Annotated in this window: 14 protein-coding genes and 1 tRNA gene; 5 read left to right on the top strand and 10 right to left on the bottom strand. The window is 67.6% G+C overall.

The annotated features are described in order from the left end of the window. Positions 1 to 10: 10 nt before the first annotated feature. The 7 genes from ACJH5R_RS10830 to aceE all read right to left on the bottom strand — a co-directional run bounded on the left by ACJH5R_RS10830 (position 11) and on the right by aceE (position 9720). Positions 11 to 1432: an acyl-CoA carboxylase subunit beta gene (locus tag ACJH5R_RS10830; RefSeq protein WP_406758283.1), complete on the bottom strand. Its 1422-nt coding sequence runs from the start codon at positions 1430 to 1432 to the stop codon at positions 11 to 13. Between the two features lie 52 nt (positions 1433 to 1484). After that, the gene (gene kasB, locus ACJH5R_RS10825; RefSeq protein ID WP_406758284.1) at positions 1485 to 2753 is read right to left on the bottom strand and encodes a 3-oxoacyl-ACP synthase KasB; all 1269 of its coding nucleotides are present in this window, start codon (positions 2751 to 2753) and stop codon (positions 1485 to 1487) included. Between the two features lie 35 nt (positions 2754 to 2788). After that, positions 2789 to 4042 carry a 3-oxoacyl-ACP synthase KasA gene (gene kasA, locus ACJH5R_RS10820; protein ID WP_406758285.1) on the bottom strand — a complete coding sequence of 418 codons (1254 nt, stop codon included), beginning with the start codon at positions 4040 to 4042 and terminating at the stop codon, positions 2789 to 2791. Between the two features lie 2 nt (positions 4043 to 4044). Beyond that, positions 4045 to 4344, bottom strand: coding sequence for a meromycolate extension acyl carrier protein AcpM (gene acpM, locus ACJH5R_RS10815; RefSeq protein WP_046188312.1), 300 nt, complete (start codon positions 4342 to 4344; stop codon positions 4045 to 4047). A gap of 90 nt (positions 4345 to 4434) precedes the next feature. Beyond that, the gene (locus ACJH5R_RS10810; RefSeq protein ID WP_406758286.1) at positions 4435 to 5367 is read right to left on the bottom strand and encodes an ACP S-malonyltransferase; all 933 of its coding nucleotides are present in this window, start codon (positions 5365 to 5367) and stop codon (positions 4435 to 4437) included. A gap of 180 nt (positions 5368 to 5547) precedes the next feature. Continuing rightward, complete coding sequence (locus ACJH5R_RS10805) at positions 5548 to 6864, bottom strand: PucR family transcriptional regulator (protein ID WP_406781931.1); 1317 nt, start codon at positions 6862 to 6864, stop codon at positions 5548 to 5550. Between the two features lie 66 nt (positions 6865 to 6930). Further along, positions 6931 to 9720 (bottom strand): pyruvate dehydrogenase (acetyl-transferring), homodimeric type, encoded by a 2790-nt coding sequence (gene aceE / locus ACJH5R_RS10800; RefSeq protein ID WP_406781930.1) that lies wholly within the window; start codon positions 9718 to 9720, stop codon positions 6931 to 6933. 253 nt (positions 9721 to 9973) lie between these two features. On the opposite strand from aceE, the gene ACJH5R_RS10795 reads away from it, so the two are divergent. The 4 genes from ACJH5R_RS10795 to ACJH5R_RS10780 all read left to right on the top strand — a co-directional run bounded on the left by ACJH5R_RS10795 (position 9974) and on the right by ACJH5R_RS10780 (position 11661). Further along, positions 9974 to 10495: a hypothetical protein gene (locus ACJH5R_RS10795; protein WP_406758289.1), complete on the top strand. Its 522-nt coding sequence runs from the start codon at positions 9974 to 9976 to the stop codon at positions 10493 to 10495. A 75-nt stretch (positions 10496 to 10570) separates the two neighbouring features. After that, entirely contained in the window at positions 10571 to 10993 is a 423-nt protein-coding gene (locus tag ACJH5R_RS10790; protein WP_308486436.1) for a DUF3052 domain-containing protein, read from the top strand. Next, positions 10993 to 11454, top strand: a complete 462-nt coding sequence (locus tag ACJH5R_RS10785; protein ID WP_406781929.1) for a peroxiredoxin — start codon at positions 10993 to 10995, stop codon at positions 11452 to 11454. The genes ACJH5R_RS10790 and ACJH5R_RS10785 overlap by 1 nt, the downstream gene beginning before the upstream one ends. Before the next feature lie 132 nt (positions 11455 to 11586). Then, positions 11587 to 11661 (top strand) — tRNA-Val (locus tag ACJH5R_RS10780). Between the two features lie 280 nt (positions 11662 to 11941). Here the strand turns inward: ACJH5R_RS10780 and ACJH5R_RS10775 are convergent. Together ACJH5R_RS10775 and ACJH5R_RS10770 are read right to left on the bottom strand one after the other, a co-directional pair. After that, positions 11942 to 12148, bottom strand: a complete 207-nt coding sequence (locus tag ACJH5R_RS10775) for a zinc transporter Slc39a7 (protein WP_406758294.1) — start codon at positions 12146 to 12148, stop codon at positions 11942 to 11944. A 7-nt stretch (positions 12149 to 12155) separates the two neighbouring features. Continuing rightward, on the bottom strand, positions 12156 to 12572 hold the full coding sequence (locus ACJH5R_RS10770; RefSeq protein ID WP_406758295.1) for an ArsR/SmtB family transcription factor: 417 nt from the start codon (positions 12570 to 12572) through the stop codon (positions 12156 to 12158). 120 nt (positions 12573 to 12692) lie between these two features. On the opposite strand from ACJH5R_RS10770, the gene fadD8 reads away from it, so the two are divergent. Further along, entirely contained in the window at positions 12693 to 14285 is a 1593-nt protein-coding gene (gene fadD8, locus ACJH5R_RS10765) for a fatty-acid--CoA ligase FadD8 (RefSeq protein ID WP_406781928.1), read from the top strand. A 1-nt stretch (position 14286) separates the two neighbouring features. Here the strand turns inward: fadD8 and ACJH5R_RS10760 are convergent, their stop codons facing one another. Continuing rightward, entirely contained in the window at positions 14287 to 15147 is an 861-nt protein-coding gene (locus ACJH5R_RS10760; RefSeq protein ID WP_406782023.1) for an LLM class F420-dependent oxidoreductase, read from the bottom strand. Between the last annotated feature and the right edge of the window lie 21 nt (positions 15148 to 15168).

Raw genomic sequence — 15168 nt, 5'->3', positions numbered from 1 at the left:
TGACGGCGGGTTACAGCGGGATGTTCTTGTGGCGGCCGCGCCGGGCGGGTGCCTCAGCCAGGGCCTGCGTGATCTTGCCGCGAGTGTGCGACGGGTCGATCTTCTCGTCGACCACGCCGATGTCGATGGCACTGTCCACCCCACCGGCGATCCGCTCGTGCTCGGCGGCCAGCTCCTCGTGCAGCGCCTCGCGCTCGTGATCGGGCGCGGCGGCCAGCTTCTTCTTGTGCAGGATGCCGACCGCGGCCTTGGCTCCCATCACCGCGACCTCGGCGTCCGGCCAGGCGAACACCTTGGTGGCGCCCAGCGACCGGGAGTTCATCGCGATGTAGGCCCCGCCGTAGGTCTTGCGGGTCACCAGCGTGACGCGAGGGACGGTGGCTTCACCGAACGCGTGCAGCAGCTTGGCGCCGCGGCGCACGACGCCGCCCCACTCCTGACCGACGCCGGGCAGGTAACCCGGCACGTCGACGATCACGATCAGCGGAATCCCGAACGCGTCGCACAGCCGCACGAAACGTGCCGCCTTCTCGGCGCTTTCGGAGTTCAGGCAGCCGCCCAGCCGCAGCGGGTTGTTGGCCAACACACCGACGGTGCGACCCGACAACCGGCCCAGCCCGACGACCATCGACGGCGCCCACTTGGCCTGGAACTCGTCGAACGGCGCGTCGGCGTCGAGCAGCCCGTGCACCAGCGGGTGCACGTCGTAGGCGCGCCGCGCCGACTCCGGCAGCAGGGCGTGCAGGTCGATCTCGCCGGCCTCAGCCTTGTTGCGGTCGAAGTGACCCTGCTGGCAGAACAACCCGACCAGCCGGCGACCGCGCTCATAGGCGTCGAGCTCGTCGTCGGCGACGATGTGGCACACGCCGGACTTCTTGTGGTGGGTGTCGGGGCCGCCGAGCGCTGCCATGTCGACATCCTCACCGGTGACGCTGCGCACCACGTCGGGCCCGGTGACGAAGACCCGGCCCTCCGGTGCCATCACGATGACGTCGGTCAACGCCGGGCCGTAGGCGGCGCCGCCGGCCGCGAAACCGACCACCACCGAGACCTGCGGGACGAATCCGGACGCCCGGATCATGGCCTCGAAGACCCGCCCCACCGCGTGCAGGGCGCGGACGCCCTCGGCCAACCGGGCGCCGCCCGAGTGCCACAGGCCCACGATCGGGCTCTGCTCGGCGATCGCGGTGTCGTAGGCGTTGACGATGTGGTCGCAGCCCTCGATGCCCATCGCGCCGCCCATGACCGTGCCGTCGGTGCAGAACGCGATGGTGCGCACTCCGTTGACGGTGCCGCCCGCGGCCAGCACCCCGGAGCGGTCACGCTCGTGCAGCAACTCGACGGTGCCGTCGTCGAAGAACGTTGACAGACGCAGCAGGGGATCGCGCGGGTCGAGCGATTCGCCCACCGTCTCGGGAGCCATTGTCGTCATCGCGCCTCTCCTTGGTCTGATTTCTTGTCGCGGGTCTCGCTGCGGCGGTTTTCTAATACCGACCGAAGACGATTGCGACGTTGTGTCCGCCGAACCCGAATGAGTTGTTGATCGCGTATTCGTAGTTGCCCGGGCGCGGCTCGCCTGCCACCACATCCAGGTCGATCTCGGGATCGAGGTTCTCCATGTTCCGCGTCGGCGGGACGATCTGCTCACGCAGAGCCATCACCGTCAGGATGGACTCGACCGCGCCGACCGCACCGACTGAGTGGCCGAGTGCCGCCTTGGGCGCGTACACCGCGGCGTTGCCGCCGTGCGGACCCAACGCGAGGTTGATGGCGTGGCCTTCTGCCACGTCACCCACCGTGGTTCCGGTGGCGTGCGCGTTGACGTGGCTGATGTCGCCGGGTGTCAGCCCGGCGGCCTGGATTGCCCGTGTCATCGCCCGACCCGCGCTTTGGCCGTCGGGGTCTGGTGCGACGATGTGGTAGCCGTCCGAGGTGATCGAGGCACCCATGATCCGGGCGAGGATGTTGGCCCCCCGCGCCTTGGCGTGCTCCTCGGTCTCGATCACCATCAGTGCGGCGCCCTCGCCGAACACGAATCCGTTGCGGTCTTGGTCGAACGGACGGCAGGCGCCCTCCGGGTCGTCATTGCTGGTGGACAGCACGATGCGCATCTGGGCGAACCCCGCGATCGGCACTGCCTCGATCCGGGTCTCCACCCCACCGCAGATCGCCATGTCGGCCTCGCCGAGCACGATCTGCTGCCAGGCATGCGCGATGCCCTCGGAGCCGGATGCACAGGCCGAGATCGGGGTGATCACCCCGGCCTTGGCCTGACGGTCCAATCCGACCGCGGCGGCTGCTCCATTGGGCATGTACTTCTGCACGACCAGGGGCGAGACCGCCTTCAGGCCGCGTTCGCGCATGCCGTCATACGCCCAGACCAGCTCCTCACTGGAGCCCATCCCGGTGCCGATCGACACCATGAGGCGCCTGGTGTCGACTTCGGGTGAGCCGGCGTGCGCCCAGGCACGCCGGCTCAGCACCAAAGCCATCTTCTGCAAGTAGGAAAGCCGACGCAGCTCTGTCCGATTCAACCCCTCGTCGAACGACTCCGGGGTCTCGACGAGGTGCCCGCCGATACGAACCGGCAGGTCATACTCCTCGACGAATGAATCGGTGAGCCTGCGAATGCCGCTCTGGCCGTCCAGTAGCTTCTTCCAGGTGTTCTCCCCGTCCGCGGCCAAAGCCGTCGTCATGGCGTAGCCGGTGACGACGACGTTGGGGAGACCCTTTCCCGTTGCCAGCGTTGACATGGCTGTTGCGAACTTCCCTCTCTCGCGATCCGGTGTCAGTACCGCCCAAAGGCGAGCGCGACGTTGTGCCCACCGAACCCGAATGAATTGTTGATCGCGTACTTGTAGTCACCGTAACGGGGCTCGCCCGCGACGATGTCCAGATCGATCTCGGGGTCGGGTGTCTCGTAGTTCAGCGTGGGCGGGATGACCCCGTCACGCAGCGAGAGCACCGTCAGCACCGACTCCAGCGCACCGACCGCCCCGATGGAGTGGCCCAGCGCCGACTTGGGTGCGTACACCGCGGCGTGCTCACATCCGGCTTCCCGGATCGCGTTCGCCTCGGCGGTGTCACCGATCGGAGTGGCGGTTCCGTGCGCGTTGATGTGGTCGACGTCCTTGGCGGACAGACCCGCCAACTCCAGCGACCGCTTCATCGCGAAACCCGCCCGCTTGCCGTCGGGACCGGGAGCCACCATGTGGAAGGCGTCGGAAGTGATTCCGGCACCCATCAACCGGGCCAGCGGCTTGGCGCCGCGAGCCTTGGCGTGCTCTTCGGTCTCGATGATCATCAGCGCACCGGCCTCGCCGAACACGAATCCGTCACGGTCCTTGTCGAACGGCCGCGACGCCTTCTCGGGCTCGTCGTTGCGGGTCGACATCGCGCGCATCATCGAGAACGCCGCGATCGGCAGCGCCTCGATGCCGCCTTCGACACCACCGCAGACCGCGAAGTCCGCGTCACCCATGACGATCTGACGCCACGCGTGCGCGATCGCCTCCGAACCCGACGAACAGGCCGACACCGGGGTGATGACTCCGGCACGAGCACCGAGCTGCAGACCGACCACGGCGGCCGCGCCGTTGGGCATGATCATCTGAACGGCCAACGGCGACACCTTGCGGGGGCCGCCCTCGTTCATCAGGTCGTAGGTCTCGACGATCTTCTCGCCGCCGCCCAGTCCGGTGCCGATCACCACGGTGAAACGGTCCGGGTCCACCTCAGGCGTGCCGGCGTTGTCCCACAGGCGGGTGCCGAGCAGCTTGGCCATCCGCTGGACGTAGGACATGCGCCGCATGTCCAACCGGCCCATGTGGTCGTCGACCGGGTCCTTGAGATGTCCGCCGATCTTGACCGGCAGGTCCCACTTGGAGACGAACTCGTCTTCGAGCACGTGAATGCCGCTCTCACCGGCGAGCAAGCCCTTCCACGTGCTCTCGATGTCCGCCCCGACTGAAGTCGTGGCCTCAACGGCGGTTACCACCACACTCGGGTAACCGCCGTTGGCCGTAGAAGGCTTAGAGGACACGATTAGCTCTCGGAACCGAACTTCTCGCGCAGCGCGGCGGCAGCCTCGGGGTTCTCGGCCTCGAGCTTCTGGATGTAGCCCACCACGTCACCGACGGTGCGCAGACCAGCGAGGTCCTCGTCGGGGATCTTCACGCCGTACTTGTCTTCGGTCTGAACCGCGATCTCCACCATCGACAGCGAGTCGATGTCCAGGTCGTCGACGAAGGACTTCTCGACGGTGACCTCGCTCGGCTCGATACCGGTCACCTCTTCGATGATCTCGGCGAGACCGGCGATGATTTCATCCTGGCTGGCAGCCACTGTGTTTCCCTTCGGTTGGATCCGCACGGGGTGTGCGGGGGTAATTACTGCGTATCTGGTTGTGCAGGGTTGGAGCGGGCTTGAAGAGGATTAGAACTCCGGCAGCCCGTCCAGATCCGCGGGGGACTTGACGGCGTGCGTCGGGGTCCCCCGAAGTTCGCGTTTGGCGATACCGGCCAGGGTTCCCGCCGGCGGGAACTCCACGATCGCGGTGACCTCGCGGGCCCGGAGCGTCTCGGTGCACAGGTCCCAGCGCACCGGCCGGGTCAGCTGTGCGACCAGGTGCTCCATCGCCTCGGCCGCCGACGCCACGGGTTGTCCGTCGCGGTTGGACAGCAGGATGGCGGTGGGCTCCGAGATTCCAGCGGCCTTGACCTGCTCGACCGCGGCGGAGTACGCCTCCAGCGCCGGTGCCATGTACTGGGTGTGGAACGCACCGGCGGTGGCCAGCTTACGGACCCGGGCCTTGGCGGGCGGGTCTTCGGCGAGCTTGTCCAGCGCGGGCAGGGGGCCGGCTGCCACGATCTGGCCGACCGCGTTGCGGTTGGCCGGGGTCAGGTCGAGTTGCTCGAGGCGGGCCAGCACCTCGGCCTCGTCGCCGCCGAGCACCGCGGCCATGCCGGTCGGCTCGAGTGCGCAGGCCTTGGCCATCTCGCGGCCGCGGGTGGCGGCCAGCATGACGGCGTTGTCGGGGGAGATGACGCCGGCGATCGCATAGGCGGCGATCTCACCGACGGAGTGGCCGGCCACGATGACATCACTGCCGCTCACCGGGCCGTTGCGCCGCTTGGCCAGCTCGGCATAGGCCAGCAGGGTCGCCGCTACCACCAGCGGCTGGGTGACCGCGGTATCGGTGATCTCCTCGGCGGTCGCGGTGGTGCCCAGTGCGATCAGGTCCAGGCCGGCGATCTCCGACCAGGCGGCCAGCTGCTCGCGCGCGGCATCTGCGCCGGGCGCCTGGAGCCACGGCGAGAGCATGCCGGGGGTCTGAGATCCCTGTCCGGGAGCGAGCAACGCAATCACGTCTTTAAGAGAACATTGTGAAGCGCGATTTGCAGGATGTCCTAGATTATGAACATTGTCTTATGTTTTTGTGGAGACCCTACAAACCTGCCGTTCTATGCGATGCGTTCGATACCGAACTGCGACAACTGTCCGCCGTTGGTGCCCACCTGTACGCGCCCCAGAGCGAGTCTCGGCGGGTCATTCCTCCGGGCTGACCAGAGGTTCGCCGGGACCGCTGGAGGGCAGCGGTGCGGCGGCATATGCCACGTTGGCGTTGCTGAAACTGGCGTGCTGCGCTTGGTTGGCCAGCCGCCCGACCGTGGCGGCAACCCGCAGCACATAGGCGTCGCGCGGCACGGCCGGATCACGTCCGGTGAAGTCGGCGATCCGCTTGAGCCGGTAACGGACGGTGTTTGGATGAACGAACAACTTGCGGGCACAGGCCTCGATCGCGCCGCCACAGTCCAAATAGGCGTCCAGGGTCTCGGTGAGTGTGGGCCCGGCTTCGGCCAGCGGCCGCATCACATCGGTGTGCAGGGCCGCGATCGCTGACGCATCGCCGATCAGCGCCCGCTCCGGCAGCAGCTCGCGAGCCAGCACCGGCCGCGGTGCTCCGGTCCAGCCCACCACGGCGTTCATCCCTGAGATGGCTTCGCTGGCACTGTGATAGGCGGCGGTCAGCGTCGGCGCCGTCGGTCCGATCACCACCGGGCCGTCGGAGAACGCGCCGAGCAGGTCGGCGAAGAACTTCTGCGTGGGTGTCAGCGGGCCGGACACGATGGCCACTAGCCACGTCCCGTGCACGTCGGTCAATGCCGCCCGGCCGTGGTGTTCGGCGACATCACGGACGTCCTGGCTGGCCTTCTGTCCGGCGTAGGCGTCCGGGCCCGGTGGTGCGGTGCCCACCACGACGGTGGCGGGGGCCGTGGTGTCCCAGTTCAATGCGGCCGCGCGGCTCAACAACTCCGGACCGGTGTCGCCGCGCACCACGGCGTCCACCACGCTGGCCTCCATCCGGGAATCCCAGGTGCCGCGCGCCTCGGCGGCGTCGGCGTAGGCGGAGGCGGCGGTGAAGGCCAGGTCGCGGCTGTACTTGAGGATGCCCACCGTCAGCGCGGTCACCTGCTCCTCGGAGCGGGCCAGCAGCGGCACGACCTCCTCGAAGAACTCCATGGTGACCCGCACCATGTCCACGGTGTGCCGCAGCGCGATGTGGCGGGTCAGGTCCTGGGGCACCAACTCGAACGCCTGGGCGGTGTGGCTGACGTTGCCGTGTGGGTCGTGCATCCACTCGGCAAAGTTGACCACCGCGGTCTGCACCACCAGGGCCACGCTGGCCCGCTGGGCGGCCTCCAGGTCGTTGAAGAACGGCAAGCGGTCACCCATCATCGACACCGATTCGGTGGCCAGCCGGCCCGAGTAGTGCTTGAGCCGGCGCAGCAGGGTGTCCGGGACGGCGCTCAGCAGGTCCAGCGTGGAGCGCGGCAGGGCGGGGCCCGCCGGGTTGTCAGTCATTTCTAAAAGCTACGCCTGTTTTCTATGCAGAACTGACAACCGACGGGTGTCGCGTCAGGCCTCTTGCTAGGCCACCCCGGAATCCGACGTCTGCTCCGGGGCGGCCAGCACGTCATCGATCTGGTACCGCGTCGCCGCGGTCACCGCAACGGAGGCGTCGATCGCCCCGTCGCGGGCCAGCGCGGCGAGCACCGCCACCACCACCGATTCGGCGTCGGTGTTGAAGTAGCGCCGTGCGGCCGGCCGGGTGTCGGAGAACCCGAACCCGTCGGTGCCCAGGGTGACGTAGCTGCCGGGCACCCAGGGCCGGATCTGCTCGGGCACCGCCCGCATCCAGTCCGACACCGCGACGACCGGTCCGGTGGCGTCCGCCAATGCCTGCGTCACGTACGGCACCGCGGCCGGGCTCTCCGGGTGACGCAGCCGCTCGCGCTCGATGGCCACCCCGTCCCGGTTGAGCTCACCCCAGCTGGTCACCGACCAGACGTCGGCGGCCACATCCCAGTCGGCGGCCAACATGTCGGCGGCACGCAGCGCCTCGGGCACCGCCACCCCCGAGGCCAGGATCTGGGCGGTGTTCGACCGCGATTCGGTGGCCCTGCGGAAGCGGTAGATGCCGCGCAGCAGGCCCTCGGGGTCGAAGCCCTCGGGCTCGGCCGGCTGCACGTAGGGCTCGTTGTAGAGCGTGACGTAGAAGTACACGTTCTCCGGGTCCGGGCCGTACATGCGGTGCAGGCCGCTTTCGATGATGTGGGCGACCTCGTAGGCGAACGCGGGATCGTAGGAGACCACCGCTGGGTTGGTGCTGGCCAACAGCAGCGAGTGCCCGTCGGCGTGCTGCAGCCCCTCACCGGTCAACGTTGTGCGCCCCGCGGTCGCCCCCAGCACGAAACCGCGCGCCATCTGATCGGCGGCCGCCCACAGGCCGTCGCCGGTGCGCTGGAAGCCGAACATCGAATAGAAGATGTAGATCGGGATCATCGGCTCGTCGTGGGTGGCATACGACGTCCCGACCGCGGTGAACGAGGCCGTCGAGCCGGCTTCGTTGATGCCCTCGTGCAGGATCTGGCCGACTTCGCTTTCCTTGTAGGCCAGCATCAGGTCGGCATCCACCGAGGTGTAGAGCTGGCCGTTGCGGTTGTAGATCTTCAAGGACGGGAACCACGAGTCCATCCCGAACGTGCGCGCCTCATCGGGGATGATCGGCACCAGGCGCGGGCCTAACTGCTTGTCCCGCAACAACTCTTTGAACACCCGCACGGTCGCCATGGTGGTGGCGACCTCTTGGTTGCCCGACCCCTTCTTGACCGCCGCGTAGGCCTGCGAGCCCGGCAGCTCCACCGTTTTGGCCTGGGTGCGGCGGTGCGGCACGAAGCCGCCCAGGGCACGTCGGCGGTCCAGCAGGTAGCGGATCTCGGGTGCGCCTTCGCCGGGGTGGTAGTACGGCGGCAGGTACGGGTTCTCCTCGAGTTCGGAGTCCGGGATCGGAATCCGCATCTCGTCACGGAAGTCCTTGAGGTCTTGCAGCCGGAACTTCTTCATCTGGTGGGTGGCGTTACGGCCGGCGAAGTAGCTGCCCAGGCTGTAGCCCTTGATGGTCTTGGCCAGGATGACGGTCGGCTGGCCCTTGTGCTCGACGGCCGCGCGGTAGGCGGCGTGGACCTTGCGATAGTCGTGGCCGCCGCGCTTGAGGTGCCAGATGTCCTGGTCGGACAGATCCTCGACGAGCGCCTTGGTGCGCGGGTCGCGGCCGAAGAAGTGCTCCCGCACGTAGCCGCCGTCGTTGGCTTTGTAGGTCTGGTAGTCGCCGTCGGGGGTGACGTTCATCAGATTGACCAGGGCGCCGTCCCGGTCGGCGTGCAGCAGGGCGTCCCATTCGCGCCCCCACACCACCTTGATCACGTTCCAGCCCGCGCCGCGGAAGAACGATTCCAGCTCCTGGATGATCTTGCCGTTGCCGCGTACGGGGCCGTCCAGGCGCTGCAGGTTGCAGTTGACCACGAACGTCAGGTTGTCCAGGCCCTCCAGCGCCCCGACGTGCAGCAGCCCGCGGCTCTCCGGCTCGTCCATCTCGCCGTCACCCAAGAAGCACCACACGTGCTGGTCGGAGGTGTCCTTGATTCCGCGGTCGTGCAGGTAGTGGTTGAACCGGGCCTGGTAGATGGCGTTCATGGGGCCCAGGCCCATCGACACCGTGGGGAACTCCCAGAAGTCCGGCATCAGCCGTGGGTGCGGGTAGGACGGCAGGCCGCCGCCCGGGTGGCTGTGCTCCTGACGGAAGCCGTCCAGATCGTGGGGGCTCAGCCGGCCCTCGAGGAAGGCGCGCGCGTAGATGCCGGGGGAGGCGTGGCCCTGGATGAACACCTGGTCGCCACCGCCGGGATGGTCCTTACCGCGGAAGAAGTGGTTGAACCCGACCTCATACAGCGTCGACGACGACGCGTAGGTCGAAATGTGCCCGCCGACTCCGACCCCGGGGCGCTGCGCGCGGTGCACCATCACCGCGGCGTTCCAGCGGATCCAGCTGCGGTAGCGGCGCTCGGTTTCCTCGTCGCCGGGGAACCAGGGCTCCAGTTCGGTCGGGATGGTGTTGACGTAGTCGGTGGAGGTGAGCGCCGGGATGGCTACTCGCTGCTCCCCGGCGCGTTCGAGCAGTCGCAACATCAGGTAGCGGGCGCGGGCCGGACCGGACCGGGCCAGCAGTTCGTCGAAGGACTCCAGCCACTCGGAGGTCTCCTCGGAGTCGATGTCGGGGAGATAGGAGGCCACCCCCTCGCGGATCACCCGAACCCGGTCGGATTCGGTTGTGCTGCTTGGCTTTTTGGCCAGATCCTGATGTACGGCCTCAGTGGTCAACGCAATGCTCCTTGGTTCGGAGGTCAATATGTGCCTCCCGGCTTGTGGCCAGGACGACACCAACCGATCGATTCGCCGGTCTCGTCTTTTCTATCGTGCCCCACCGGACACCCGACCGCCGGTGGGCGAGTGCCGCTGGGTGGGCTGATCTCGGCCAGGTGGCAGGTACGCGGTAACGTTTGAAGTTGTGCTGACCCGACGGCGGATTGCCTCGCGCGCCCAGACGCGGCGACACGCTCGGGTAGGTGCGTCAGTGGCCGGTGTCGTTGCGGCGTTGGCAATGGGCGTTGTCGGCTGCACCAGCATCATCGGTGGCAACCCGCAAGCCGACACTTCCGAGGCCCCGGTCTATCGCTCCTCGGTCTCGGCGTCGGTGTCGGCTTCGGAGGCCACCTCGAGCATTCGTGAGACCCAGCGTCAGCAGTCGATGACGACCCAGGCGGTTCGCGGTGCCTGCGGCCGGTTTGCATCGAGCAGCAGTGACGCCGTCGACGTGGTGAACAAGTACGTCGAGGCGTTCAACAACGGCGGGGATATCTCCGGAACCGCCGGGCCGGCAGTGGAGGCACTCAACCACAGTGCCGACGAGGTCGCCGCGGCGATCAACGAGAAGTTGTCGCAGGACCTGACCGACGCGTTCAACACCTACGCACAGGCCGCGCGCGGCGTCGCGACCGCAATCTCTTCCAAGGCGCCGGTATCGGTGTACAACGCCCGCAAGGATGAACTCAACCGGGCTCGGGACAAGGGGATGCAGCTGTGCAAAGCCTTCTGAGCCCGCCCAGCACGCTGAGCTGTGCAACGATGATTCACATCACACACAGCGCTGATGATCGAAGGAGGTCGCACGGTGGTCGCGGCGGATAACGCCCCGAGCTTCGCCCGCAAACTGGGCATCGAGAGCAAGCAGTTGGTCCAGGAGTTCGGCTGGGACGAGGACGCCGACGACGACATCCGTGTCGACGTCGAAGAGGCCGCCGGCAGTGAGCTGCTCGACGAGGACACCGATGAGGTAGTCGATGTCGTGCTGCTCTGGTGGCGCGACGGCGACGGGGATCTGGTGGACACCCTGATGGATGCGATCACCGCCTTGGCCGATGACGGGGTGATCTGGGTGTTGACACCCAAGACCGGCCGTTCCGGCCACGTGCAGCCCGCCGAGATCGCGGAAGCGGCGCCGACTGCGGGCCTGATGCCGACGTCGTCGGTCAACCTGGGGGACTGGAGCGCCAGTCGCCTGGTGCAGCCCAAGTCCCGCACGGGGAAGCGTTGATGCTGCAAGTCGGTGCCGAAGCTCCGGACTTCACCCTCAAGGACCAGAACCAGCAGCCGGTGACGCTGAGCAGCTTCCGGGGCGACAAGAACGTTCTGGTGGTGTTCTTCCCGCTGGCCTTCACCGGGATCTGCCAGGGCGAGCTGGGTCAGCTGCGCGACCACCTACCCAGCTACGTCAATGACGAGAGCGCGGCGCTGGCCATCTCGGTGGGCCCGCCGCCCACCCACAAGATCTGGGCGACCGAGAGCGGGTTCCTGTTCCCGGTGCTCTCGGATTTCTGGCCGCACGGCGCCGTCAGCCAGGCCTACGGGGTGTTCAACTCCGACACCGGCTTTCCCAACCGCGGCACGTTCGTCATTGACAAGTCCGGCATCATCCGGTTCGCCGAGATGAAGCAGCCCGGTGAGGCGCGTGACCAGCAGCTCTGGCTTGACGCCCTGGGCGCCCTCAAGGGGTAGGGCGCTGCCCTCCCGCGAGCGTGCGTGTTTGCACGTCGACACGCCACCTCAGGCGGCATTCTGTGCACGCTCGTCGTAGGTGGTGGCCGTTTTGGGTCTGCGGTACCGATCCGGGTAACCTGCCCGAGGCAGGGGCGCGTAGCTCAGTGGTAGAGCTCTGGTTTTACACACCAGCGGTCGGCGGTTCGATACCGTCCGCGCCCACCAGTTGTTTGACTTCGCCGTAGATCGTCAATGCGGTGGGAATGACAACCTCTCCGACGCCAGACGAGCCCACCCCACCGTCGCCGCCCGTTCCTCCGCAACGGGGGCCGAGCGGTCAGTGGGGCGTACCGCCGTCGACCAGCCCGCAGCTGACTCCAACGGGCCGCTCAGCCAAGCCGCCAGGTGTTCGAGCGGTGCTGTGGGCGGCTTTGCTGGTGCTGATCGGGGTCATCGCCCTACTGATCGTGTTATCGGCCTGACTGGGCGTCGCTGGGCCGCGTCTTCAGTGCGAATGAGCGTGGCCGGCATGCTCCAGGCCCACCTGATGGGTGTGCGGATGGCTGTGCACGGTCCCGTCTTCGTGAGTGTGCTCGTGCTCATGCTCGATGTGGTCGTGCTCGTGAGTGTCGTGCACGTGGGTGTGCGTCAGACCGTCGTGAGTGTGTTCGTGTGCATGCGGCGCATCGTGCTCGTGGTTGTGGTGCGACATGGGTGGCTCATCTCCCTTGTTCGATGGCGCGCTGCCGCAATGCGGGCAGCGCCTCTCCGGCAGCAGCCGGGAGGTTCTTGGCGGAGCGGTGATGCGGCGGCACCCCCGGGCCGGCATGCTCGGCGTTGAAGACGGCGTCGGTGACCAGCTGGCAGACGTGCTCGTTCTCCATGCTGTAGAAGATCGTGGTGCCCTCGCGGCGGGTGCGCACCAGTCGCGCCATCCGGAGCTTCGCCAGGTGTTGGGACACCGAGGGCGCCGGTTTGCCAACGTGCTCGGCGAGTTCGTTGACCGACATCTCCCGGCTGGTCAGCGCCCACAGCACCTGAACCCTGGTGGCGTCGGCCAACATCCGGAAAACCTCGACGATCAGGCCGACCTGATCCTCCGGTAGCCGATCCGCTGGACCATTATCTGCATGCATACGCAAATAGTAAGCCTTGGGACCTCTGGGGTGTCAACCCTCGGCTCGTCCCCGGGGCCGATGAGGCGGTCGGTAGTGTCCAGCGGGGCAAGTGATCACGCACTAGTGGAGGTAGCCCCGATGTCGACGCAGTCCATGCGCCAGCCCATTCATTCCGGGCATCTCACCGTGGGCGCCCTCAAGCGCAACAAGGACAAGCCGGTGCTGTTCCTCGGCGACACCACGTTGACCGGCGGTCAGCTCGCCGAGCGCATCAGTCAGTACATCCAGGCGTTCGACGCGCTCGGAGCCGACGCAACCGGCCTGTTGTCACTGAACCGTCCCGAGGTGCTGATGATCATCGGTGCCGGCCAGATTCGGGGTTACCGGCGCACGGCACTGCACCCGCTCGGTTCGCTGGACGACCACGCCTACGTACTGGCCGACGCCGAAGTCAGCACGCTGATCATCGATCCCACACCGGCTTTCGTGGAGCGGGCCCTGGGCCTGCTCGAAAAGGTGCCGACGTTGCGCCAGGTGTTGACCATCGGCCCGGTGCCGCCGGAGCTTGAGGGGAAGGCCGTCGATCTGGCCGCGGAGGCGGCCAAGTACGACCCGCAGCCCCTGGCGGCCGCGGACCTGGCCCCAGACCACATCGGCGGCCTCACCTACACCGGCGGGACCACCGGCAAGCCCAAGGGCGTCATCGGCACCGTGGCATCGATCACCGCGATGACCACCACGCAGCTCGCCGAGTGGGAATGGCCCGAGCACCCGAAGTTCCTGATGTGCACCCCGCTGTCGCATGCCGGCGCAGCGTTCTTCGTGCCGACGATCATCAAGGGCGGTCAGCTGGTGGTGCTGACCAAGTTCGACCCGGCCGAGGTGCTGCGGGTGATCGAGGAGCAGAAGATCACCGCCACCATGCTGGTGCCGTCGATGATCTACGCGCTGATGGATCACCCCGATTCGCACACCCGCGACCTGTCGTCGCTGGAGACGGTGTACTACGGCGCCTCGGCGATGAACCCGGTCCGGCTCCAGGAGGCCATCGACCGGTTCGGTCCGATCTTCGCCCAGTACTACGGCCAGTCCGAGGCGCCGATGGTGATCACCTACTTGGCCAAGGGCGACCACGACCAGAAGCGACTCACCTCGTGCGGGCGCCCGACGCTGTTCGCCCGGGTGGCGCTGCTCGACGACGACGGCAACCCGGTGCCCCAGGGCGAGGTCGGCGAGATCTGCGTGTCCGGGCCCCTGCTCTCAGGCGGCTACTGGAAGCTTCCCGAGGCCACCGCTGAGACATTCCGGGGCGGCTGGATGCACACCGGCGACCTGGCCCGCGAGGACGAAGACGGCTTCTACTACATCGTGGACCGCACCAAGGACATGATCGTCACCGGCGGCTTCAACGTCTTCCCCCGCGAGGTCGAGGACGTCATCGCCGAGCACCCCTCGGTGGCCCAGGTGTGCGTGATCGGAACCCCCGACGAGAAGTGGGGCGAAGCGGTGACCGCCGTGGTGGTGTTGCGCCCGGGTGTGGACAGTGATGCCGCCGCGGTAGCCACGATGACCGCCGAGATCCAGGCCGCGGTCAAGGAGCGCAAGGGCTCGGTCCAGTCGCCCAAGCAGGTGATCGTCGCCGAATCGGTGCCGGTGACCGCGCTGGGCAAGCCGGACAAGAAGGCGGTGCGCGCCCAGTTCTGGTCCGGGGCAGCGCGTTCGGTCGGCTGAGTCAGCCCAGCGCCGCGGCCAGCTGCCGCCACTGCTCCCGCGGGAACGCGCGTGGGTCGGCGTCCAGCAGTTGCACGCAGACGTGGTCGGCCCCGGCGGCCCGGTGCTCGGCGACCCGGCTGAGCACGGCCTCCACGGTGCCCCAGGCGATGATCGCGTCGAACAACCGATCGCTGACGCCGGCGATGTCGTCCTCGGTGAATCCCGACCGCAGCAGGTTGTTGGCGTAGTTGGGCAGTGCCAGGTAGGAGCCCAGCCACTTGGTGCCGATCTCGCGTGCTTCGTCGCGGCTGGCGCACAAGATCGCGGTCTGCTCGGGCAGCAGCAACGGTCCCTCGCCCAGCTGCTCGCGGGCAAACCGGGTGTGCTCGGGGGTAGTCAGATAGGGGTGGGCGCCGCGGCTGCGGGAGGCGGCCAGGTCGAGCATCTTGGGGCCGAGTGCCGCGAGCACCCGCGACTCGACCGGGACGGGCGCGTCGGCGGCGTCGAGCCCGTCGAGAAACTCGCTCATGGCGCGCAGGGGGCGGCGGTATCGCCGGGGGTCCCCGGCGTCGATCAGCTGAGCATGGCTGACCCCGATGCCGAGCAGGAACCGATCACCGTGTGCCGCGGTCAGCGATGCGTAGGACGCCGCGACGTCGGCCGGGGTGTGCATCCAGAGGTTCAGGATGCCGGTGGCGATGACCGCACTGCGGGTGGCGGACAGCAGGTTGCCCACCGCGTCGAACACCGGACCGCCGACGTCGGGTATCCACAGCGCGCCGAAGCCCAGTTCCTCCAATTCGGCGGCCGCTTCGGCGGCCTCGCCCTGATCGCCATAGCGCAGCGGCGCACTCCAGATGCCGACACCCGAGATGTTCACCATCGCCCCAGGATGGCATAG

The organism is Mycobacterium sp. SMC-19, assembly GCF_045310815.1.
GTDB lineage: Bacteria > Actinomycetota > Actinomycetes > Mycobacteriales > Mycobacteriaceae > Mycobacterium.
Note: the sequence above shows the minus strand (reverse complement) of the source record. Positions and strands in the feature narration are given on the sequence as shown.